The sequence below is a fragment of the Bradyrhizobium sp. genome (assembly GCF_030646015.1).
Lineage (GTDB): Bacteria > Pseudomonadota > Alphaproteobacteria > Rhizobiales > Xanthobacteraceae > Bradyrhizobium.
Genome location: NZ_JAUSLT010000109.1, coordinates 12,684 through 34,935 on the forward strand (window position 1 = coordinate 12,684; position 22,252 = coordinate 34,935).

Genomic DNA, 22,252 nt, shown 5'->3' on the forward strand with positions numbered 1-22,252 from the left:
GAGGTCCGAAATTGAATGGGCGGATTCTTAACATGGCAGTCGCTTCCATCTCCGTCTCCGAAACGCCGCTGGTGCTGTACACGCTGCGCCGCGCCGACGACGCGCTGATTCTCGGGCACCGGCTGTCGGAATGCTGCGGCCACGCGCCGATGCTGGAAGAGGACATGGCGCTCGCCAATATGGGCCTCGATTTGCTCGGCCAGGCGCGCGAACTGTATTCCTATGCGGCCAAAGTCGAAGGCAAGGGCAACGACGAGGACAAGCTCGCCTATCTGCGCGACGTCAGGCAGTATCGCAATCTGCTGTTGCTGGAGCAGCCGAACGGCGATTTCGCCCACACCATGGTGCGGCAGTTCTTCTACTCGGCCTTCGCCGATCTCTATTGGCGCGCGATGATGAAATCCTCCGATCCGACGCTGGCCGCGATCGCGGCCAAATCCGAAAAGGAAAGCGCCTATCACTTGCGGCATTCGTCGGAATGGATCGTCCGGCTCGGCGACGGCACCGAACAAAGCCACGCCCGCGCGCAGGCCGCGATCGATCATCTCTGGGCCTTTACCGGCGAAATGTTCGAGGCGGACGCCAGCGAGCGCGGCCTGATCGACGCCGGCATATCGATCGATCCCGCCAGCCTGCGGCCGCAATGGCTGAAAACCGTTGCCGATGTCGTGAACGAGGCGACGCTCGCTCTGCCCCAAAGCGACTGGATGCAGCAGGGCGGCCGCGACGGCCGGCATAGCGAGCATCTCGGCCATCTGCTCAGCGAGTTGCAGTCGATGCAACGGACGTTTCCGGGGGCCACATGGTGACCGCCATATTCAGCGATGCCGAGCTGCGGCAGCACGCCTGGAACACCGCGGCCTCCGTGGTCGATCCGGAAATCCCGGTGCTGACCATCGCCGATCTCGGCGTGCTCCGCGATGTCGCGATCAGGGATGGCCAGGTCGAGGTGGCGATCACGCCGACCTATTCAGGTTGCCCCGCGATGAACATGATCACACTGGAGATCGAACTGGCGCTGGAGCGCGAGGGTTTTCGCAATTCGAAGGTGCGCACCGTGCTGTCGCCCGCCTGGACCACCGACTGGATGAGCGAAGACGGCCGCCGCAAGCTCAGGGAATATGGCATCGCGCCGCCGCAGGCGGCGAGCTCCCGCCGCGCGCTGTTCGGCGTGCAGCAGGTGACATGCCCGCAATGCGGCTCCGGCGATACCGAGGTGCTCAGCGAGTTCGGCTCGACTTCCTGCAAGGCACTGTGGCGCTGCAAGAGTTGCCGCGAGCCGTTCGACTATTTCAAGTGTCACTGACCGTCACCCACCCTCGTCATTGCGAGCGCAGCGAAGCAATCCATCCATCAGCGCGAAGAAAGAATGGATTGCTTCGCTGCGCTCGCAATGACGTTGATAGAGCTTAGGCCCAACTTCCGATGTCACACGCCCCTAGATTCCATAAGCTCGCCGTCAACGACCTGCGCCGCGAATCTGCCGACGCGGTGTCGATGACCTTTGCGATTCCGAACGAACTCGCCGACGACTACCACTTTGCCCCCGGCCAGTATCTGACCCTGCGCACCACCATGGACGGCGAGGAAGTGCGCCGTTCCTATTCGATTTGTTCCGGGCCCGACGACGGCGAGTTGCGCATCGCGGTGAAGAAGGTCGATGGCGGCGCGTTCTCGAGCTGGGCGGCCGATGAACTGAAAGCCGGCGACCAACTCGACGTCATGACCCCGACCGGCCGCTTCGGCGTCGCGCCGGCACCCGGGGAGGCGCGGACCTATGTCGGCTTCGCCGCCGGCTCCGGCATCACGCCGATCCTGTCGATCGTGAAGGGCGTGCTGGCGCGCGAGCCGAAAAGCCGGTTCTTCCTGTTCTACGGCAACCGCTCCACCGGCGGCATGCTGTTTCGCGAAGCGCTTGAGGAGTTGAAGGACCGCTTCATGCAGCGGCTCTCGGTGTTCCACGTGATCTCGGGCGAGGAGCAGGACATTCCGATCCTGCACGGCCGGCTCGACGGCGAGAAGGTGAGGGTGCTGCTGCGCTCGCTGATTCCGGCCTCCGATGTCGACCACGTCTTCATCTGCGGGCCATCAGGCATGAGCGAGGACATCGAGACCACCTGCCGGGAGATCGGCATCGCCGCCGATCGCCTTCACGTCGAACGGTTTGTTTCGGAATTCGGTGGCAAGCCGCGGCCCAGGACCGTCATCGCGGCGGGCGCGCCACCCAGGGCGATGGCCTCGCTGATCATCGACGGCAAGCGCCGCGAGGTACCGGTCGCCGAGGGCGAAGGCATTCTCGACGCAGCGTTACGCGCCGGCATGGATCTGCCGTTCGCCTGCAAGGGCGGCATGTGCTCGACCTGCCGCGCCAAGCTGGTCGAAGGCAGCGCGGAGATGGAGGTGAATTACTCGCTGGAGCCGTGGGAGCTGAAGGCCGGTTTCATTCTCACCTGCCAGGCACGGCCGACGTCGGACCGGGTGGTAGTCGATTACGACCACGTGTGAGGTGCAGTCGAATGACGGACAAGCGTGCCAGATGGTTCGAGACGCGCGCCCGACAGCGCGAGGGCGCTGCCGGGACGCGCTCCTCACCATGAGGAAGTTAGGAATGCTGCCCCCGAAAACTACCGTCCTCATCCTGAGGAGCTGCGCCCCTTGGCGCAGCGTCTCGAAGGATGGGCAGCGCGCCGGACGCTCACACCTTCGGCCGTGGCGCGGTGCCCAGAATGGCTTCGATCGACATCCCCAATCCCAGCAGCTTGGCGTCGCTGCCGACGGGGCCATCGATCTCGATTCCGACCGGCAGGCCGCCCGGCGTCATGCCGGCAAACAGCGACAGGCCGGGAAGGCCGGCGTTGCTGCCGGGATCGGTATTGCGGATCATGGTGTCGAAGACAGGCACCGGCTTGTCGCCGTTGATCGACATCTCGCTCGATCCCTTCGCCGCGTCGATGGCGGGCGCCGGCGCGATGGTGGTGGGAAACAGGATGCCGTCCAGATTGTTGTCGCGGAAATAGCTCTCATACATCTTCTGCAGCGCCGGCCGCTGCACCGTAATCGCATCCTGATAGGCGGCGCCGAAGGCGTCGGCGGTGATGGCGCCGAACGCGCCCTTGACGTCGGGGCTGGCGATTTTGGCGGCGATGTCGGCCAGCGTGATGCCCTCGATGCCGGAGGCCTTGAGATAGGCCGGGATATCGGCGATCGGTTCATGCAGCGCGATCGGGAACGAGACTTTTGCGTTCTGCTCGAACAGCCCGGGCATATCGACATCGACGAGAACGACGCCGGCCTCCGCGAGTTTCGCGCGCGCGGCCTTCGTCACGGCGTCGACGTCGCGGTCGAGTCCGTTCCAGAACACCGCCGGGATGCCTAACCGCTTGCCGCGCAGCGGTTCCGCCGTGGCCATTGCCGTTCCCGTGATCACCGAATCCAGCAGCGCCACGTCGGCCACGGTGCGGCCCATCGGTCCCACCGTATCGCGGGTGTGGCTGATCGGGACCACCATGTCGGTGTCGTCGTAGCGGCGCTCGGCGCCGCCATTGCCGACCGACGGCCGCAATCCGACGATGCCGCACAGCGCCGCCGGTACGCGGGTCGATCCGCCGGTGTCGGAGCCGAGGCCGCAGCTGACGATGCCGGCGGCAATCGCCGCCGCGGTTCCGCCGGAGGATCCCCCGGGTATCCGCGTCTTGTCGTAGGGGTTTTTCACCGGGCCCGCGAACGACGACAAATTGGTGCTGGTGATGCCGAAGGCCAGTTCGTGCATGTTGGCCTTGCCGACCATGACGACGCCGGCCTTCAGGAGCTTCTGCAGCGACGGCGCGTTGCGGCCGGGCTGCGCCTTCTGCAGCGCCGGGGTTCCGGCCGATGTCGGCATATCAGCGGTATTGATATTGTCCTTGACGACGATGGGCAGGCCGGCGAGCGGCAGCGGGCCGCGGCCGCCGTCATCGATTTCGGCGGCAGCCGCCAGCGCCGGATCCTTGTTGACGATGATCAGCGCGTTGAGATCCCTGACCTGCTCGGCGCGGGCGAATGCGGCCCTGGCGACATCGGCGGCGGTCAGCTTCTTGTCCCTGATCGCGGCGACGATCTCGGCGGCGGACATCAGGCTGGGGTTGGCCATGGCTGGACTCACATGTCCGAGGGAGGGGAGGGCCGCACCGGCGGCGATGGCAAGCGTCGATGTCAGGACATCACGGCGTGAGGGATTGCTGGTCATGGACTCCTCCCTATCTCGGTGTTGAGCCTATTCCTTCGGTCGCTTGTCGTGGATGCGTCGGGCCTTGCCGAGCGAGCGCTCCAGCGAATCGGGCGCAACCGCCCTGACGTGGGCCGTGATCCCGATCGTGTTCTTGATGTGAACCCTGACCAGTTCGGCGTGCTCGTCGAGCCCGTCGTCGTTCCAGCTTCCGGGGCGGACTTCCGCCAGTATCGTCAATTCATCCATCCGCCCCTCGCGCGTCAATTCGATGACGAAGTGACCGCCGCACCAGTCGGTGGCGAGCAGGATTTCCTCGATCTGGGTCGGAAACAGGTTGACACCGCGCAGGATGATCATGTCGTCGGAGCGCCCGGTCACCTTTTCCATGCGCCGCATGCCCGGCCGCGCCGTGCCCGGCAGCAGCCGCGTCAGGTCGCGGGTGCGATAGCGGATTACCGGAAACGCTTCCTTGGTCAGCGAGGTGAAGACCAACTCGCCCTTTTCGCCGTCGGCCAGCACGGCGCCGGTCTCGGGGTCGATTATTTCAGGATAAAAGTGATCCTCCCAGATGTGCAGCCCGTCCTTGCTCTCGATGCATTCCTGCGCGACGCCGGGGCCCATGACTTCGGACAATCCATAGATATCGGTGGCGTCCATGTCGAACGAACCCTCGATCTCGGCGCGCATTGCATTGGTCCAGGGCTCGGCGCCGAAGATGCCGATTTTCAACGACGACTGGCGCGGGTCGAGGCCCTGGCGCCTGAACTCATCCAGGATCGCCAGCATGTAGCTCGGCGTCACCGTGATGATGTCGGGCCTGAAATCGTTGATCAGCTGCACCTGCCGTTCGGTCATGCCGCCGGAGATCGGCACCACCGTGCAGCCCAGCTTTTCCGCGCCGTAGTGCACGCCGAGGCCGCCGGTGAACAGGCCATAGCCATAGGCATTGTGGATGATCATGCCGGTGCGGCCGCCCGCGGCGCGGATCGAGCGCGCCATCACGTCCGACCACATGTCGATATCGGCCCTTGTATACCCGACCACGATCGGCTTGCCCGTGGTACCGGAGGAGGCGTGCACCCGGACCAGTTTTTCGCGGGGCACAGCGAACATGTTGAACGGATAATTGTCGCGCAGGTCGGTCTTGACCGTGAACGGGAATTTCGCGAGGTCGGACAATTGCCGGAAGTCTGCAGGCTTCACGCCGGCCCTGTCGAAGGCTTGTCTGTAATGCGCGACGTTGTCATAGGCATGCGCCAGCGTCCATGCCATGCGTTTTGTCTGAAGCGCGATGATCTCGTCGCGCGACGCCCGTTCGGCCTCGTCCATTTCGGCGCTATAACTACTGCTGCTGGATCGAGCGTTCGTCAAAGCCATTGTAGGTTTCCTGGCGCGTTTTCCGGGAGGTTTCGTAAATCAGCCGCCTATGTCGATTTGGTCTCGGCCTCGACCGGCAGCCAGGCGCCGCCGACGGTACGGGAATGGCCGCGAAACTCGGCAATCACGACATCGTTGGCGGTGACGCTTATGTCATAGATGCCGGAGCGCCCGCTGCGCGAAATCTCCCGCGCCGTCGCCACCAGCCGGTCGCCGAGCTTGCCGGGCTTGATGAAGGTGATGTCGCACTGCGCAGCTACCGTGCGCTCGTTGCGGGAATTGCAGGCGAACGCGAAGGTCGAATCCGCCAGCAAAAAGATAAAGCCGCCATGCGCGATGCGCTGGCCGTTGACCATATGCGGCTGCACCGTCATCGTCAGGGTCGCGTGGCCCGGCCCGACCGCCAAAATCTCCATGCCGAGGCCCTTGCTGGCGTCGTCTTCCCGCCACATCGCGTCCGCGCAGGCGCGCGCGAGGTCGTCAGGCGAGAGCGTGGCCTTGACGTTCACCTCGACGTTCAAGTTGGTCTCCCCGCGGTCGGGATCGGATGCAAAGCGTTCTCCCCGGGTCGGTGCGGGCCTGTTGGAACAAGCCTCTTGAACTAACCGATCAACCCGTTAGTCATGATGCGAAGCCACCATGGTGTCAACGATCCCTGCGGGCGTCAAATCGCCGGAAAACGCCACTCAATCGGAAGCGCCATGATACCTGCCCCCCCCAAACCGGACGGCCCGCCTGTTACGGTGGAGGCGCGCTGCGTGCGCCTGCCGGCGAAGGCCGACAATCCGGCTTCGCTCGCACCCAGCGTCGAACGCCGGCCGCTGGCGCGGGGCGCGAACGAGCTGCTGGTCGAGGTCAAGGCGGCGGCGGTCAATCCCTCCGACGTGAAAGCCGCCACCGGCCTGATGCCCTACGCGGTGTTCCCGCGCACGCCCGGCCGCGACTATGCGGGATTTGTGATCGACGGCCCCGCCGACTGGATCGGGCGCGAGGTGTTCGGCTCCTCGGGCGACCTCGGGATCCGCCGCGATGGCAGCCACGCCACGCATCTGGTGGTGGAAACCGAAGCCGTGGTGGAGAAGCCCCGAAATTTACAGTGGGAGGAGGCGGCTGGGATCGGCGTGCCCTTCGTCACCGCGATGGAAGGTTTCAGGCGCGCCGGCATGCCGAAAAGCCATGAGACGGTGCTGGTGATGGGCGTCAACGGCAAGGTCGGCCAGGCCGCCGTGCAGATCGCGAGCTGGCACGGCGCCCGCGTGATCGGCGTGGTGCGCAAGAGCGAACCCTATGCGGGCCACGCCAACGGCAAGGTTGAAATCATCGACGCCTCGATGACGGACGTCGCTGCGCGTGTTCGTGAACTTACCGATGGCAAGGGCGCCGATATCGTCTTCAACACCGTCGGCGATCCCTACTTTCAGGCGGCGCACCAGTCGCTGGCGTTGCGGGGACGCCAGATCCTGATCGCCGCCATCGACCGCATCGTGCCATTCAACATCCTGGAATTCTATCGCGGCCAGCACACCTATGTCGGCATCGATACGCTGGGGTTGTCGTCGATCGCCACCGGCGCGGTGCTGCGGGAGCTCGGTCCGGGTTTTGCCAACGGGCACCTGAAACCGTTTCCGATCCAGCCGGGTGCGGTCTTTTCCCTGGAACAGGCGAAAGCCGCCTTCCTCGCGGTGGCCGGGTCCTCGCGCGATCGCGTGATCCTGCGGCCGCAGGGTTAGGCGCGCGCCGAATCTTCCTGAAATCGCCGCGGAACAAATCCTCTCTCATTCCGATTGGGGGCGATGATTCTATTCTCTTTTCAGCGCATCGCGCGGTGGCTTCATTGCTTGTTACGGCGCGCCGTGGACGGGCCTATGCGAGAGGCGTTATAGCACAGCGAAATTTGCCTCCTATTTCAGCTGTGCCGGCCATCGCGCCGCCAAGCCCGGGGAAAGCCAGTGCAAAGTGTTGCCAACATCGTCGTCGCGAGCGGACTGTTGATCGGTCTCGCCTATGGCGCGGTCGCTCTGTTGAGCGGCTTCTGTCTGCTCTCCGGCCTGCGCGGCTGGTGGGCCGATGGCGACAGCCGACTGATCCGGACCTACGCGCTGGCGCTGGGGGTTGCGATCGCAGCCGCACAGCTGCTCGCGGCCGGCGGCGTCGTCGACCTCGGCAAGACGATCTACCTGCAGCCGTCGTTTTCCGCGCCGCTGATGTTTTTCGGCGGTCTGCTGTTCGGTTACGGCATGGTGCTGTCGAACGGCTGCGGTTCGCGCGCGCTGGTGCTGCTCGGGCGCGGCAATCTGCGTTCGTTCGTCGTGGTGATCGTGCTCGGCATTGCCGCCCAGATGACGCTGAAAGGCTTGATTGCGCCGGGCCGCCTCGCGGCGCTGCAGGCGACGCAGAGCGCGCCGGCCGTCATCTCCCTGCCGGCGCTGCTCTCGACCTTCGGCCTCAGCGAAACCTTTGCCCGCATGCTCGCGGCGTCCGCGATCTCGGGCGCGCTGATCATCTTTGCCTTCGCGCATGCGCCGTTCCAGCGCGCCTGGGGCCAGATCGCGGCGGGGCTCGCGGTCGGCCTGCTGGTCACATCAGGCTGGTTCGCCACCGGCTATCTCGGCGCCGACGAATTCAGCCCGGCCGCGGTGACGTCGCTGACCTTCATCGCGCCGATCGCCGACAGCGTGCAATACGTCATGCTGTCGACCGGGCTGACGCTGAATTTCGGCATCGCCATGGTGGCCGGCGTGTTCGCCGGAAGCCTGCTGACGGCGCTGGTCACGCGCCGCTTCCAGTGGGAAGGCTTTTCCTCGCCGCGGCACATGCTGCGCTCGATCGGCGGCGCCGCGCTGATGGGCGCTGGCGGCGCCATGGCCTATGGCTGCTCGATCGGGCAGGGCCTCACGGGCCTGTCGACACTGGCGCTGGCGTCGTTCGTCGCGGTCGGCGGAATCTTGCTGGGCACCGCCGCCGGCTTGCGCGGCGTGCTGCGGGTTCAGCCGCTGGTGCCGGCCTGATCTTCTCCCTCGCCCCGCGAGCGGGGAGAGGGTCGGGGTGAGGGGGACTCTCAGCGAAGCTGGTGTCTATGATAGTCCTGTACCCCCTCACCCGGATCGCATCTGGCGATGCGATCCGACCTCTCCCCGCAAGCGGGGAGAGGTGAAAAATTTCGTCAATCCGCCGCTGACGTCACGATGCGGATCTCCGATTTGAGCGTGCGGTGCACCGGGCACTTGTCGGCGATTTCCATCAGTTTCGTGCGCTGTTCGGCATCGAGCGCGCCTTCTATTGCTATCACCCGCTCGATCTGGTCGAGCATGCCCGTCCTGGTTTCGCACTCGGCGCAATCCTCCGCGTGAATCTTGCGGTGGTCGAGCGTCACCGTCACGCGGTCCAGCGGCAGCGACTTGCGGTCGGCATACATCCGCATGGTCATCGAGGTGCAGGCGCCGAGGCCGGCGAGCAAATAGTCATAGGGCCCGGGTCCGCTGTCGTCGCCGCCCGCGGCAAGGGGCTCGTCGGCCACCAGGCGATGCGGTCCGACTGAAACCGTCTGCTGGAACTTGCCGTTGCGGGTTTCGCTCACGACGACCTTGCGCGGCGCGTGGTCTGACGCGGGGGCTTGCGCGGGCAACGCGAGATCGACATAGCGCGCCGCCCAGGCGGCAATGACATCGGCCACATAGGCGGCATCGCGCTTGCCGGAGAGCAGGTGATCGCTGCCCGCGAGCGATACAAAACTCTTGGGATGTTTGGCGGCAACGAAGATTTTCGTGGCGTTGTCGATGCCGACGGTGTCGTCGGTCGGCGAATGCATGATCAGCAGCGCCTTGTGCAGTTTTGTCACCTGCGCCATCAGGCTGTGCTCGGCGATGTCGTCGAGGAATTCGCTGGTGATGTGAAACGGCCGGCCGGCGAGCTGGACTTCGACCTTGCCGTGCTGGCGGATGTCCTCGACGCGATCCCCAAAGAGGTGCGTGACATGTGCGGGATCGGACGGTGCGGCGATGGTCACGACGGCCTTGGCATCCGGGATCTGCCCGGCGGCGGCGAGAATCGCGGCGCCCCCGAGGCTGTGGCCGATCAGGATCGCCGGACCTTTGCGGGTTTCGCGCAGATGGTCGGCCGCCCGCACCAGGTCGGCAACGTTGGAGGAGAAGGTCGAATTGGCGAAATCGCCTTCGCTGGAGCCGAGGCCCGTAAAATCGAACCGCAGCACCGCGATGCCCCTGGCCGCCAGCGCGGTCGCGATGCGTTTGGCGGCCAGCACGTCCTTGCCGCAGGTGAAGCAGTGCGCGAACAGCGCATAGGCGTGCGGTGTTCTCTCGGGCAGATCGAGCGCGGCGGCGAGTTGATGGCCATCCGAGCTGGTGAATTGGAATCGTTCAGTGGGCAAGGTCAGGCTCCATCTTCACCTCTCCCCGTTGGGGAGAGGTCGGCGCAAAGCGCCGGGTGAGGGGATATAAGCTTCTCGATGGACCGTAACCCCTCACCCGGATTTCTCGCAACGCTCGAAATCCGACCTCTCCCAAAGGGAGAGGTGACGCTGAACGCAGGCCGCTGAGAGCTAATCCCCCGAATAACGCTCTTCCTTCCACGGATCGCCTCTGTTGTGATACCCTCGCACTTCCCAGTACCCCGGCGCGTCCTCGGCCAAAAATTCGATGCTCTGCAGCCACTTCGCGCTCTTCCAGAAATAGAGATGCGGCACCACAAGCCGCACCGGGCCGCCGTGCTCCTGCTCCAGCGGCGCGCCGGACCAGCTGTGCGCGAGCAGGGCGTCCTCGGCGGCGAAATCGTCCAATGCGAGGTTGGTGGTGTAGCCGTCATGGGAATGCAGCACCACGAAGCGGGCTTCCTCGCGCGGCCGGCAGGCGTCGAGCAGGTCGCGGGTCGAAAGCCCCTCCCACTGATTGTCGTAGCGCGACCAGGTCGTGACGCAATGGATGTCGGAGATGAATGTTGTCTGCGGCTGGCCTGTGAACTGTTTGAAATCCCAGAAGATCGGATTTTCCACCGCGCCATAGACGTCGAGGCGCCAGCGCTCCCGCGAAATATTCGGCGTCAGGCCGAGGTCGAGAGTGGGCCAGTCCCGGGTCAGATGCTGTCCCGGCGGCAGGCGCTGCTCTTCGGGACGGGAGGTCTTGCCGGTGAGGAAGCGGCCCTCCAGCGCCCAGCGCTGCTTGCTGCGCGTCAGCTTGGAGTCCGGTGGCGGATCGTCGGGTTCGGCCATGCTGGACCTTCGGTTCTGATTTGGTCAGAGCCGAAGGTCTAGCATGGGAAGCTGCGGAGGCGAACGCCTCAGGCCGGTTTGCCGAACAGCACCGGCAACTGCCGCGGCCCGCGGACGGTTCCTTCCGACCATTTGACCTGGCCGGCCGGGTCCAGCCTGAAGTCCGGAATCCGCTTCAGCCATTCCTCGATCGCGACCGTCATTTCCATGCGGGCGAGGTTGGAGCCGACGCAGCGGTGAATGCCGAGGCCGAAAGCGACGTGGCGATTCTCCTTGCGGTCGATCACGACCTTGTCGGCGTCGGGGAACACGGCGGGATCGCGGTTGGCGGCGGGAAACGACAACAGCACCATGTTGTCGTGCTTGACCGGGCAGCCACTGATCACGGTGTCCTTCATCACCTCGCGCGCCATCGTCACCGGCGCATAGGCGCGCAGCAATTCCTCGATCGCCGTCGGCATCAGCTCCGGCTCCGCGATCAGGCGGTCGCGATCGGCAGGCGTCTTCGCCAGATGCCACAGCGAGGCGCCGATCGCGCTCCAGGTGGTGTCGATGCCAGCGATCAGGAGCAGCCGCAAGGAGCCCAGCACGTGTCCGTCGGACAACGGCTGGCCGCTTTTGTCGCGGGCGTTCATCATCGTCGTGATCAAATCGTCGGTGGGGTTTTGCTTGCGCGCCTCGATATGGCCGTGGAAATAGCCGGTCATCTCATGGACCGCGCGCATCATGGTGGCGTCGTCCTTGATGCCGAGCTCGAGAATCTCGTGGATCCACTTGATGAAAAGGTCGCTGTCCTTTTCCGGAATGCCGAGCATGTGGGCGATGGCCCGCACCGGAATGTGCTTGTTGTAGCGTGCCGCGGCGTCGCATTTGCCGTCGGCGATGAATTCGTCGATCAGCTCGTTGCAGATGGCGCGAACCCGGGGCTCCAGTTTCTTCATGGCGTCGGGCGTGAACGGCGGCAGCAGCAGCTGCTTGGCCGGCTTGTGCTCGGGCGGATCGGAGGTGATCGGCGGCGCGGTGTTGACGATCTCGGGCCGGACGTCGCGCACGATGACCCGGCGCGAGGAGAAATGCGTGGTGTCGTAGGCGATTTCCTTTACCGCCTGATAGGTGGTCGGCATGTAGCAGCCGAGAAAGCGGTCGGTATGAATCACCGGCGACGCCTCGCGCAACGTGTCCCAGATCGGATACGGATCCTCGGTCCATTGCGGATCGGTATGGTCGAAATCGTGCACCCAATCGGTGACCGGCGGGTGATCGGCCTTCGCGGGGGCGGCATCGGGAATGGCGCGGGCGGGATCGGACATCAGGGTAATTTCCTCTGGTTCGTTCGCTTGATCTGCGATGGCGCTAAAGATCGGTGAGCAGCTTCAAATCGGCGGCACGGACGGGAAGCGGTTACTCTTCGGTGACTTCGATCGCGATTTCCGGGCAGTTCGACTTGGCGAGCCAGGCCTTGTCCTCGAGCCCGGCGGGTACCGAGCCGTCGCCGACCTCGTGCGCATTGCCGAATTCGTCGAGTTCGAACAGCTCGGGCGCCAGCGCCTTGCAGCGGGCGTGGCCCTGACACTTGTCCTGGTCGACATGTACCTTGAGTTTTCCGGACATGAGTCGCTTCCTCTGGGTCACAAGCAGCCTGGCTGCGTGGATGGCGTTTCCTGGTGTTATTCTAATGGCGCGGACCTTGTTGGCCGCGCCATGAAATTATAGCCTATTACATTCGCGCCACCCTTGTGGTGTCAAGTGAAAAGTCCGGGATTGCCGATGCCGCCTCGATTAGCCCGCAAGCCTGTCAACACCTACCATCATGGGGATCTCAGGGACGCCCTGGTGCAGGCTGCCCTTGCCGAAGTGGAACAGGGCGGCCCGGAAGCCATCAGCCTCAAGGCGTTGGCGAAGCAGCTCGGTGTCTCGCAGCCGGCGCCCTACCGGCATTTTGCCGACCGCGAGGCGCTGCTGGAGGCGGTTACCGCGGAGGCCTTCCGGCAGTTCAACGCCGTGCTGCGCGAAGCGGTCGGCAAGCCATCGAAGCAATCGAAGCTGTCGCGCCTGGCGCAAGCCGCACTTGATTTCGGTCTCCGCCGCAACGGCATCTACCGCCTGATGTTCGCGTCGCGCACGATGGCCTGTTCGCCCAAGGGCAGCGAGCTTCACAACGCCGCGATGGAAACCTTCGATCTGCTGCTGGAATCGCTGGAAGCTCCGGCCGTCGGATTCCTGCGCGAGCGGCAGGCCCTGAAAATATGGGCCGCGCTGCATGGCGTGGTCATGCTGGCCGAGCAGGGGCTGCTGACCGGACAGGTGGCCCAGATCAGCCGGGAGGAACTGGTCGAGGAAATCGTCGAGCAAAGCAAGCTGGCGCTGTCGGTTGCGATCAAGGCGGCCGGTGGCCCTTCCTGATCGTGAGTCTGAACGAATTCCGCCCTCATCCTGAGGAGCCGCGCGCCTTCGCGCGGCGTCTCGAAGGATGGCAGCAGGCCGTGTGCCAGATGGTTCGAGACGCACGCCAGACAGCGCGAGCGCGCTGTCCGGACGTGCTCCTCACCATGAGGGAGCGGGGGAGGACGAGCTACTTCGGCGCCCGCGGATGGATCGGCGTGCTGCCGCTGATGCCCAGAATATCCTCCAGCACTCGTGCGCCGGCGAGCAACTTCGCCTCGCCGCGCGGGGCTGCGACCATCTGCAGGCCGACCGGAAGGCCCGATTCCGTGAAGCCGCACGGCAGCGACAGCGCCGGGCAGCACACCAGCGTGATCGCATAGACTATGCCGAGCCATTCGACATAATTGTCGAATTTTACGCCCGCGCATTCCGCGACGTAGCGGTTCTCGACCGGAAACGGTGCGACGATGGTCGCGGGCGTCAGCAGGAGGTCGTAGGTTTCAAAAAATTCCAGCGTGCGCATGGTCATCGCCACGCGCTGCGCTTCGGCGCGCTCGAGCTGCTCGACCGTCAGCTTGAGGCCTTCCTCGATGTTCCAGATCACCTCGGGCTTGAGCTGGTCGCGCTTTTCGCGCAGTAGCGCCGCCTTGCTCAGCGCGAAGTCGAAGGCGCGCAGCACGTGGAAGCATTCATGGGCTTCGCGCAGGTCCGGATGCGCTTCCTCGACGATGGCGCCGGCTTCGGCAAAACGTTGCGCCGCCTTGGCCGTGATGGCGGCAACCTCGGGATCGACGGGGGTGATGCCGAGATCGGGCGAATAGGCAATGCGCTTCGGCTTGTTGCCGGAGCGCGCGGCGGACAGGAACGAATTCGGCAGCAGGGGCAGCGACAGCGGATCGCCTGGATGCTCTCCGCTCATGGCGTCGAGCAGCAGCGCGAGGTCCTCGACATTGCGGGCCATCGGACCCTGCACCCCGAGATTGCGGTCGACTGCCGCGGCCATCGTATGTGCGACCCGGCCGATGCTCGGGCGCATGCCGACGATGCCGCAGAAGCTCGCGGGGTTGCGCAGCGAGCCGCCCATGTCGGAGCCGTGGGCGAGCCACGCCATTCCGGTGGCGAGCGCCACGGCGGCGCCGCCGGAGGAGCCGGCCGCCGAGCGCGAAGTATCCCAGGGATTGAGGGTGGCGCCGAACACCTCGTTAAACGTGTTGGCGCCGGCGCCGAATTCCGGCGTGTTGGACTTGGCGTAGATCACCCCGCCATTGTCCTCGAGGTGCTCGACCAGGATATCGGAGCGCGCGGGGATGTTGTTCCGGTAAATCGGCGAGCCCTGCGTGGTCAGCACGCCCTTGACGCTGGTGAGGTCCTTGATCGGTATCGGCATGCCCGCCAGCAGGCCACGGCTGCCGACCGGCTTTTTCATCAGCTCTTTGGCATGGGTCCGGGCGCGATCGAAACACAGCGTCGGCAGTGCATTGACCTTGCCGTCGACCTCGGCGATGCGCTTTTCCAGCACGTCGAGCAGGTCGAGCGGCGTGACTTCGCCCTTGTTGAGTTTGTCGACAATGGCGCACGCCGTTGCCTTTACCAGTCCCTGATCAGCCACTCGCATATCTCCTGGTCATTCCGCGTTGAGGTCACGGATTGCCTAGTGCTGTAAAACATTTTCCGGCAAAGTGGAAATACAGACCGGCTTTGGAGATAACAGCATGACGACGCCATCCGATACGCCCGACTGGCGCAGCATGAGCCAGCAGGAGCGCGACCTCGGCCTCAATAATGGCGTTCACGTGGCCGCAAGTGCCGACCTCGTCGCCGGCTGGGACCGGCGTTCCCAAGAGAAGCGGGCGCAATATTCCGATCATCTCGATCTGCGATATGGCCCGCGCGAGCGCAACCGGATCGATTTCTTCAAGGCCGGGGAGAAGGCGCCGACGCTTCTGTTCATCCACGGCGGCTACTGGCAGACGCGCGCCAAGGAGACCTTTGCGCTGTTTTCCGACGGCCCGATGGCGCATGGCATCAATGTGGCGCTGACCGGCTACACGCTGGCGCCGGACGCGACGCTCGATCAGATCGTCGGCGAAATCCATGCCGGGATCGATTATCTCGCCGCACAATTGCCCGCGCTCGGCGGCGACGGCAAGGGGATCGTGGTGGCCGGCTGGTCCGCCGGCGGCCATCTCACCTCGATGGCGCTGTCGAATCCACATGTGCGGTCGGGGATGGCGATATCGGGCATCTACGATCTCGAGCCGATCCGCCACAGCTACCTCAACACGAAACTCGGGCTCGACGAAGCGACTTCACGCCGCAACTCGCCGATGATGCAGGAAGGCGGCGCGCTAAAGCCGTTGTCACTGGTGGTGGGCGACGCCGAACTGCCGCTGCTGCGCAAGCAGACCGCGGATTTCGCCGGGCACCGCGCGCGATATGGATTGCCGGTGACCTATGAGGAGATCCCCGGCGCCAATCATTTCACCATCATGAACGAGATGCTGTCGCCGATGGGGCGGATCACGACGCTGATCCGGCAGTTGTTCGAGCGGACGGCGGAATGACCATCACTGGGCATGAGGTTTGTCGTCGCTGCTCGGGGGTGCACCCGGCTCCCTCATGGTGCACGTCCGGCAGCGCCTTGCGCTGTCGGGCGCGCGTCTCGAACCATCGGGCACACTGCCTGCTGCCATCCTTCGAGACGCCGCGCGAAGTGCGCGCGGCTCCTCAGGATGAGGTCGAGTATGTGGCTACGTAGCTATCCCCACCCCGACGTATGCCCGCCATCGACGGTAAAAATCACCCCCGACGTATACCCCGAGCGGTCCGAGGCCAGAAACGCCATCAGGTCGCCGATCTCGCGGGCATGCGCGGGGCGGCCGAGCGGCATGCCCTTCTGCAGTTCCCTGTAGCGGTTCTCGTCGCCGAGCTGGTTTTTCGCGCGGGTCTTCATCAGCGTGACATGGCGGTCGGTGCCGACAGGGCCGGGATTGATGCCGACCACGCGGATGTTGTCGGCCATGCTCTTGCCGCCGAGTCCACGGGTGAACGCCATCAGCGCCGCGTTGCCGGCGCTGCCGCAGATGTAATTGGCGTCGAATTTTTCACCGGCCGCACCAATGTCGTTGACGATGACGCCATGGCCGCGCGCCTTCATCTGCGCGTAGATCGCGCGGGTGAGGTTGATGTAGCCGAACACTTTCAGTTCCCAGGCATGGCGCCAGGTCGCCTCATCGATCTTGTCGATCGAGCCGCCGGGAATGTCTCCGGCATTGTTGACGAGGATGTCGATGTCGGCGGCGTCCTTCGCCAGTTTTGCGAGGTCCTGCGGATTGCGCAGGTCCACGACATGCGCCGTGGCGTCGATCTGGTGCGCCCCCCGCAGCCGTTCGGCCAGCGCCTTCAGCGCATCGCCGCTGCGGGCCGCAAGCATGAGATGGCAGCCTTCCTCGGCGAAGGCTTCGGCGGCGGCCGCGCCGATGCCCTTCGATGCGCCCGTAATCAGGACGCGCTTGCCGCGCAAATGCAGATCCATGGGATGTCTCGCTTGATGGGGGAGGGCGTCGGACGGAGTATCGGTGAGGCCGGAAAGTTAGGCCGCCACTCCCGAGGCGGTCAACATTGCACTGCAGCGTTGCACCGCGGGCGAGTTTGGTCCATTGCAATCCGGTCCAATCCAACGGCGTTACCGGCGCTCCCACGCATTAAGGAATCTCCCGATGAGCAACGAAAAAAAGCAATACCGGATCGCGGTCATTCCCGGCGACGGTATCGGCAAGGAAGTGGTGCCGGAAGGGCTGCGCGTGCTGGAGGTGGCGGCGAAAAAACACGGCGTTTCCGTGCATTTCGACCACTTCGATTTCGCCTCCTGGGACTATTACGAAAAGCACGGCGAGATGATGCCGGAGGACTGGAAGGCCAAAATCGGCAAGCATGACGCGATTTATTTCGGCGCGGTCGGCTGGCCGGCGAAAATTCCCGATCACATTTCGTTGTGGGGTTCATTGATCAAATTCCGCAGGGAGTTCGACCAGTACGTCAACCTGCGCCCGGTGCGGCTGATGCCCGGCGTGCCGTCGCCGCTCGCCAACCGCAAGCCCGGCGATATCGATTTCTGGGTGGTGCGTGAGAACACCGAGGGCGAATATTCCTCCGTCGGCGGCCGCATGTTCCCGGACACCGACCGCGAATTCGTGACGCAACAGACCGTGATGACCCGGATCGGCGTCGACCGCATTCTGAAATTCGCGTTCGAGCTGGCGCAGTCGCGGCCGAAGAAGCATTTGACCTCGGCGACCAAGTCCAACGGCATTTCCATCACCATGCCGTATTGGGACGAGCGCGTGGAGGCGATGGCGAAGAACTATCCGAACGTGAAATGGGACAAGTACCACATCGACATTCTCACCGCGAATTTCGTGCTGCATCCCGACTGGTTCGACGTCGTGGTCGGCTCCAATCTGTTCGGCGACATCCTCTCAGATCTCGGCCCGGCCTGCACCGGCACCATCGGCATCGCGCCGTCGGGCAACATCAATCCGCCCGGCCTGTTTCCCTCGGTGTTCGAGCCGGTGCACGGCTCGGCGCCCGACATCGCGGGGCAGGGCATCGCCAATCCGATCGGCATGATCTGGTCCGGCGCGATGATGCTGGAACATCTCGGCGAGAAGGCCGCGGCGGCTTCGATCGTCGCCGCGATCGAACGCACGCTCGGCGAACGCACGCTGCGCACGCGCGATCTCGGCGGCAATGCCGACACCACGGCGTGCGGCAAGGCCGTGGCTGACATGGTGGAGTAGGAGTTCTTCCTTCCTTCTCCCCTTGTGGGAGAAGGTGGCAGCCGAAGGCTGCCGGATGAGGGGTCTCCATCCGCGTAGACAGACCCCTCATCCGACGCGGACTGCGTCCGCGCCACCTTCTCCCACAAGGGGAGAAGGGAAGAGTTGTGTCAGCCCTGCACGACCCGCCGGCAGTGCTGCAACGACGCTTCGATCAGGTTCTCGCCCGCCTCGGGGGTGCGGCGCGCAGCGTCAAGACACATGACAACTAGGTCTTCTGATCAAATTCAACGATATCATCGTAGCGGGTGACGGCTGTCTGACCGGAGCTGTAAAACACAATGGCCTCAGGACCGACGAAATCTTCTGCCTTCAAAGAAATAGATATCGAGGATCGATCCTCAAATGTGATTGCAAAAGATTCCGAATTTGCGATTGCGACTTCCGCAACGATCTTTCCAATCTGACCGCAGATAAGATTTCGAAACTGGTCATCTCCGTCTCTCAACACGCTTCCGTCAGCGCTGACTTGCACCCGCGTTAACGCATTGATGGTCGGACCATCAAACTGAAGCTGCCAATAATCCATAACGAACGTGATGGCGCTTAGCTTTTCCCCCACGATGCAGTTATAGAAGTTAGGCTGTTTGTTCATCGTTCCGCAGGATAGTTGTGGGACAGGTTCAGGAGGGCCATCCTACCCCTTCGCAATCCTTCGGCAATGCTGCAACGACGCCTCGATCAGGTTCTCGCTCGCCTCGGGCGTGCGGAATGCCGAATGCGCCGACAGCGTGACGTTACGCAGTTTGGTCAGGGGATGATCACCCGGCAGAGGTTCGGTGTTGAAGACGTCGAGCCCGGCATGCCGGATGTGGCCCGATTTCAACGCCGATATCATGGCGTCTTCGTCCACGACAGCGGCGCGCGCGGTGTTGACGAGGATCACGCCCGGCTTCATCGCCGCGATGCGTTCGCGCGACAGGAATCCGCGGGTTTCGTCGTTCAGCAGCAGATGCAGCGAGACGACGTCGCTCTCCGCCAGCAATCTTTCCAGCGTGACGAACGCGACGCCGGGATGCGTCTTCGGCGACCGGTTCCAGGCGATCACGCGCATGCCGCTGCCACCGGCGATGCGGGCGACTTCCGCGGCGATGCCGCCGAAGCCGATCAGGCCGAGCGTCTTTTTGGTCAGTTGCATGCCGTCCTCGCGCAGCCAGTTGCCGGCGCGCATCTCGCGGTCCATCTCGGCGATGCCGCGCGCCGACGCCCACATCAGCGCGATGGCGGCTTCCGCCACTGCCGTGTCGCCATAGCCCTTGATCAGATGCACCTCGATGCCGAGTTCGGCGAGTTCTTCTGGGTTCATGTAGCTGCGCGCGCCGGTGCCGAGGAACACCACGTGCTTCAGGCCCGTGCATTTTTTCGCGATCGCGGTCGGCAGCGCGGTGTGATCGACGATGGCGATTTCGGCGCCGCCGAGCACTTCGGGATATTGTTCCGGCGTGATGTCGGGGTCGCGATGGATGCGGACCTCGGGATCGCCTGGTTTCGTCAGCCGCTCGAAAATAACCGCCAGCGATTCGTTGGCGTCGACAAAAACTCCGCGCACTGGATTCTCCGTTTGTCAGGTTGCCACGCCGGCAAGCGCCAGCACGGTGTGCATCAACACGTTGGCGCCGGCGGTGCAATCGGCCTGCGTGGCGTCCTCGAGTTCGTTATGGCTGACGCCGTCCTTGCAGGGCACGAACACCATCGCCGCCGGCATGCGGGTGTTCAGGTTGCAGGCATCATGGCCCGCGCCCGAGGTAATGCGCCGGTTGGAATAGCCGAGCGCCCTGGCGGCATTCTCCACGGCGTCGACAAGTTTTGGATCGAAATGGGTCGGCGGCTTGCGCCAGACCAGATCGAGCGCGACCGCGACCTTGCGCCGCGCCGCGATTTCGGCGACGGCGGCGCGCAAATCCTTATCAAGCGTATCCATGATGCCGGCGTCGGCGCTGCGGCAATCGACCGTGAATGCGATTTCGCCGGGAATCACATTGCGCGAGGGGTTGGCGATCACGGCCTCGCCGATGGTGCCGACCGCCTTGGGGCCGTGCTTGCTGGCAATTCGCTCCATCGCCAGCACGATCTCCGACAGCGTCGCCAGCGCGTCGCGGCGCAGCGGCATCGGCGTCGAGCCGGCATGGCTTTCGAAGCCGGTGATCTTGCCGTCGTACCACAGCACGCCCTGGCCGGAATCGACCACGCCGATGGTCTTGTTCTCGGCCTCGAGAATCGGGCCCTGCTCGATATGAAGCTCGACGAAGCTGCTGAATTTCAGCGTGCCCACGGCGGCTTCGCCGCGATAGCCGATGCTGTCCAGCGCTTCCGCCACGGTGACGCCATCGATATCCTTGCGCGACAGGATGTCGTCGGTGGTGAAGTCGCCGACATAGGCGGCCGAGGCCATCATCGCCGGCGCGAAGCGCGAGCCCTCTTCGTTGGTCCAGTTGACGATGCAGATCGGGGTTTCGGTTTCGATCCCGGCGTCATTGAGGGTGCGCACCACCTCGAGCGCCGCCAGCGTGCCGAGCACGCCGTCGAACTTGCCCCCGGTCGGCTGGGTATCGAGATGCGAGCCGAGGCCGACCGGCGGCTTCGACATGTCGCGCCCCTTGCGCAGGCCGAACATCGAGCCCAGCGCATCGACATGAACTTCCAGGCCGGCGTCCTCGCACGCTTTGCGGAACCAGTCGCGCACCTGCTTGTCCTCGGGGCCGAGCGTCAGCCGCCGCACCCCGCCCTTCGGGGTGGCGCCGAATTTCGCGGTCTCGTGGATGGTGTCCCAGAGGCGAGCGGAGTCGATTTGCAGGTTGGATGTGATTTTGGTCATTCAGTGTTCCGTAAAAGCAGGTGTGCGTATCGTCGGAGTGCATGGTAGGATTATCTGGCACCACCTGTCGAGGCATGGAGCGCTTGGATGAACGTCGGTCTGGTGAATAACGAGCAAGGCAGCCAAGGCGAGCCGATGCTGCCGAGCCGGCAGGCGCGGCTGGCGTGTCGCGCCGGGATGGCAACCACCACGGCGGGCATCGCCAACGGTTTCGTTCAAGGAAATCTCGCGATCCTGCCGGAAAAGCTCGCCGGTGCCTTTCACCGCTTCTGCCAGCTGAATCCAAAACCGTGTCCGATCATCGGCATGTCCGAGGTCGGCGACCCCCGCATTCCCTCGCTCGGGATCGATCTCGACATCCGCACCGACGTGCCGCGCTACCGGGTCTGGCGCGACGGCGAAGTGGTCGAGGAGCCCACCGATATCATGGCGCACTGGCGCGACGATCTGGTCGCGTTCGTGATCGGCTGCTCGTTTTCATTCGAGGAAGCGCTGCTGGCGGACGATCTGCCGATTCGCCACATCGACTGCAACGTGCGGGTGCCGATGTACCGCACCAATATCGCGTGTGCGCCGTCCGGGCCGTTCGCCGGCCCGATGGTGGTGTCGATGCGGCCATTCAAGCCGGCCGACGCCATCCGCGCGGTGCAGATCACCTCGCGCTTCCCCGCCGTTCATGGCGCGCCGGTTCATCTCGGCCATCCGCATTCGATCGGGATCAAGGATATCGCGAACCCCGATTACGGCGACCCGGTGCCGGTCGGGGACGACGAGATCCCGGTGTTCTGGGCCTGCGGCGTCACCCCGCAGGCGGTGATCGCGGCCGCCAAACTGCCGTTCGCGATTACGCACGCGCCCGGCTTGATGCTGGTGACGGATTTGCGGAACAAGCAGCTGGCGGTGTTGTAGGGGCGCATTGCGCGTTCGGTATCGGCCTTGGTGCCAACCCAACCCGACGCGATGCGACAAATTAACCCGTCGGGTAAGATTTCGCTTTTCCCGAAACCCAAATCACCCGTAAGAGTCCCGCCATCCTGTCCCCTTAGGAAGGGGCGTTGGCCATCGTCACCGAACGTTGGGACAGGAGTTGCGGTGGACGCAACGGGATCGTGCGCGGGATGGGATTGCAGGGCGGGATAAACTCCGTGAGCGGTTCTGGAACGTGCAGACGAGCGGTGCCGGAGCGTACGGCAAAACCGTGTGGACCTGACGCCTCAGTGGTCGGCGTCAAGTCTGCGGAAGGCACGTCGGCCCGACCGGGCGCAGACGAGCCAGCTATCCGCAGGCGACGGAGGCGAGAAGAGCCCGATACTCCGGGGTGAGCGCGAGATAAGCCGTAAAGCCATTGCGCAGGGAATGTCGGATGTTCTCCGCTGCCCTGTATGCTCGTGTGCGCCTTTTTCGCA

At 64.3% G+C, this 22,252-nt stretch carries 21 protein-coding genes; 9 read left to right on the forward strand and 12 right to left on the reverse strand.

Annotated features, from left to right (window positions below; translation table 11 throughout):
• Positions 1-32 precede the first annotated feature (32 nt).
• The 3 genes from paaC (at position 33) to paaE (ending at position 2,505) form a co-directional block, all read left to right on the forward strand.
• On the forward strand, positions 33-809 hold the full coding sequence (gene paaC, locus Q7T45_RS17680) for a 1,2-phenylacetyl-CoA epoxidase subunit PaaC (protein WP_304872291.1): 777 nt from the start codon (positions 33-35) through the stop codon (positions 807-809).
• Positions 803-1,306: a 1,2-phenylacetyl-CoA epoxidase subunit PaaD gene (gene paaD, locus Q7T45_RS17685; RefSeq protein WP_304872292.1), complete on the forward strand. Its 504-nt coding sequence runs from the start codon at positions 803-805 to the stop codon at positions 1,304-1,306. Before paaC ends, paaD begins: the two co-directional genes overlap by 7 nt.
• 119 nt (positions 1,307-1,425) lie before the next feature.
• Positions 1,426-2,505: a 1,2-phenylacetyl-CoA epoxidase subunit PaaE gene (paaE, locus tag Q7T45_RS17690; RefSeq protein WP_304872293.1), complete on the forward strand. Its 1,080-nt coding sequence runs from the start codon at positions 1,426-1,428 to the stop codon at positions 2,503-2,505.
• 190 nt (positions 2,506-2,695) lie between these two features.
• Here paaE and iaaH read toward each other — a convergent pair whose 3' ends face one another.
• The 3 genes from iaaH to paaI form a co-directional block, all read right to left on the reverse strand.
• Positions 2,696-4,129, reverse strand: a complete 1,434-nt coding sequence (iaaH, locus tag Q7T45_RS17695; protein WP_304872294.1) for an indoleacetamide hydrolase — start codon at positions 4,127-4,129, stop codon at positions 2,696-2,698.
• Positions 4,130-4,252: 123 nt separating this feature from the next.
• Positions 4,253-5,584, reverse strand: coding sequence for a phenylacetate--CoA ligase PaaK (gene paaK, locus Q7T45_RS17700; protein ID WP_304872295.1), 1,332 nt, complete (start codon positions 5,582-5,584; stop codon positions 4,253-4,255).
• A gap of 47 nt (positions 5,585-5,631) precedes the next feature.
• Positions 5,632-6,093 (reverse strand): hydroxyphenylacetyl-CoA thioesterase PaaI, encoded by a 462-nt coding sequence (gene paaI / locus Q7T45_RS17705; protein WP_304872315.1) that lies wholly within the window; start codon positions 6,091-6,093, stop codon positions 5,632-5,634.
• Between the two features lie 192 nt (positions 6,094-6,285).
• Between paaI and Q7T45_RS17710 the strand changes: the two genes are divergently transcribed.
• Complete coding sequence (locus tag Q7T45_RS17710; RefSeq protein WP_304872297.1) at positions 6,286-7,314, forward strand: zinc-binding alcohol dehydrogenase family protein; 1,029 nt, start codon at positions 6,286-6,288, stop codon at positions 7,312-7,314.
• Between the two features lie 219 nt (positions 7,315-7,533).
• Complete coding sequence (locus Q7T45_RS17715; protein WP_304872299.1) at positions 7,534-8,592, forward strand: YeeE/YedE family protein; 1,059 nt, start codon at positions 7,534-7,536, stop codon at positions 8,590-8,592.
• Positions 8,593-8,747: 155 nt separating this feature from the next.
• On the opposite strand, the gene Q7T45_RS17720 is transcribed toward Q7T45_RS17715, so the two are convergent.
• The 4 genes from Q7T45_RS17720 to Q7T45_RS17735 all read right to left on the reverse strand — a co-directional run bounded on the left by Q7T45_RS17720 (position 8,748) and on the right by Q7T45_RS17735 (position 12,419).
• Positions 8,748-9,971, reverse strand: coding sequence for a bifunctional alpha/beta hydrolase/OsmC family protein (locus tag Q7T45_RS17720; RefSeq protein ID WP_304872300.1), 1,224 nt, complete (start codon positions 9,969-9,971; stop codon positions 8,748-8,750).
• Between the two features lie 171 nt (positions 9,972-10,142).
• Positions 10,143-10,808 (reverse strand): sulfite oxidase-like oxidoreductase, encoded by a 666-nt coding sequence (locus Q7T45_RS17725; RefSeq protein WP_304872301.1) that lies wholly within the window; start codon positions 10,806-10,808, stop codon positions 10,143-10,145.
• Positions 10,809-10,876: 68 nt separating this feature from the next.
• Positions 10,877-12,118: a cytochrome P450 gene (locus Q7T45_RS17730; protein WP_304872302.1), complete on the reverse strand. Its 1,242-nt coding sequence runs from the start codon at positions 12,116-12,118 to the stop codon at positions 10,877-10,879.
• Positions 12,119-12,209: 91 nt separating this feature from the next.
• Positions 12,210-12,419 (reverse strand): ferredoxin, encoded by a 210-nt coding sequence (locus Q7T45_RS17735; RefSeq protein WP_304872303.1) that lies wholly within the window; start codon positions 12,417-12,419, stop codon positions 12,210-12,212.
• Positions 12,420-12,575: 156 nt separating this feature from the next.
• Between Q7T45_RS17735 and Q7T45_RS17740 the strand changes: the two genes are divergently transcribed.
• Complete coding sequence (locus Q7T45_RS17740) at positions 12,576-13,211, forward strand: TetR/AcrR family transcriptional regulator (RefSeq protein ID WP_304872304.1); 636 nt, start codon at positions 12,576-12,578, stop codon at positions 13,209-13,211.
• A 169-nt stretch (positions 13,212-13,380) separates the two neighbouring features.
• On the opposite strand, the gene Q7T45_RS17745 is transcribed toward Q7T45_RS17740, so the two are convergent.
• The gene (locus tag Q7T45_RS17745) at positions 13,381-14,808 is read right to left on the reverse strand and encodes an amidase (RefSeq protein WP_304872305.1); all 1,428 of its coding nucleotides are present in this window, start codon (positions 14,806-14,808) and stop codon (positions 13,381-13,383) included.
• Positions 14,809-14,905: 97 nt separating this feature from the next.
• Between Q7T45_RS17745 and Q7T45_RS17750 the strand changes: the two genes are divergently transcribed.
• Positions 14,906-15,757 carry an alpha/beta hydrolase gene (locus tag Q7T45_RS17750; protein ID WP_304872306.1) on the forward strand — a complete coding sequence of 284 codons (852 nt, stop codon included), beginning with the start codon at positions 14,906-14,908 and terminating at the stop codon, positions 15,755-15,757.
• Positions 15,758-15,951: 194 nt separating this feature from the next.
• Here Q7T45_RS17750 and Q7T45_RS17755 read toward each other — a convergent pair whose 3' ends face one another.
• A complete protein-coding gene (locus Q7T45_RS17755) occupies positions 15,952-16,728 on the reverse strand; it encodes an SDR family oxidoreductase (protein WP_304872307.1) in 777 nt (258 codons plus the stop codon).
• Between the two features lie 184 nt (positions 16,729-16,912).
• Between Q7T45_RS17755 and Q7T45_RS17760 the strand changes: the two genes are divergently transcribed.
• Positions 16,913-17,992, forward strand: a complete 1,080-nt coding sequence (locus tag Q7T45_RS17760; protein ID WP_304872308.1) for a tartrate dehydrogenase — start codon at positions 16,913-16,915, stop codon at positions 17,990-17,992.
• Positions 17,993-18,239: 247 nt separating this feature from the next.
• Here Q7T45_RS17760 and Q7T45_RS17765 read toward each other — a convergent pair whose 3' ends face one another.
• The 3 genes from Q7T45_RS17765 to Q7T45_RS17775 are packed head-to-tail and all read right to left on the reverse strand — an operon-like array spanning position 18,240 to position 20,846.
• Positions 18,240-18,626, reverse strand: coding sequence for a hypothetical protein (locus Q7T45_RS17765; protein ID WP_304872310.1), 387 nt, complete (start codon positions 18,624-18,626; stop codon positions 18,240-18,242).
• Between the two features lie 42 nt (positions 18,627-18,668).
• On the reverse strand, positions 18,669-19,580 hold the full coding sequence (locus Q7T45_RS17770; RefSeq protein WP_304872311.1) for an NAD(P)-dependent oxidoreductase: 912 nt from the start codon (positions 19,578-19,580) through the stop codon (positions 18,669-18,671).
• A 15-nt stretch (positions 19,581-19,595) separates the two neighbouring features.
• Positions 19,596-20,846, reverse strand: coding sequence for a Zn-dependent hydrolase (locus Q7T45_RS17775; RefSeq protein WP_304872313.1), 1,251 nt, complete (start codon positions 20,844-20,846; stop codon positions 19,596-19,598).
• 87 nt (positions 20,847-20,933) lie between these two features.
• Here Q7T45_RS17775 and Q7T45_RS17780 point away from each other — a divergent pair, with 87 nt between their 5' ends.
• Entirely contained in the window at positions 20,934-21,755 is an 822-nt protein-coding gene (locus Q7T45_RS17780; RefSeq protein WP_304872314.1) for a putative hydro-lyase, read from the forward strand.
• The last annotated feature ends 497 nt before the right edge of the window (positions 21,756-22,252 follow it).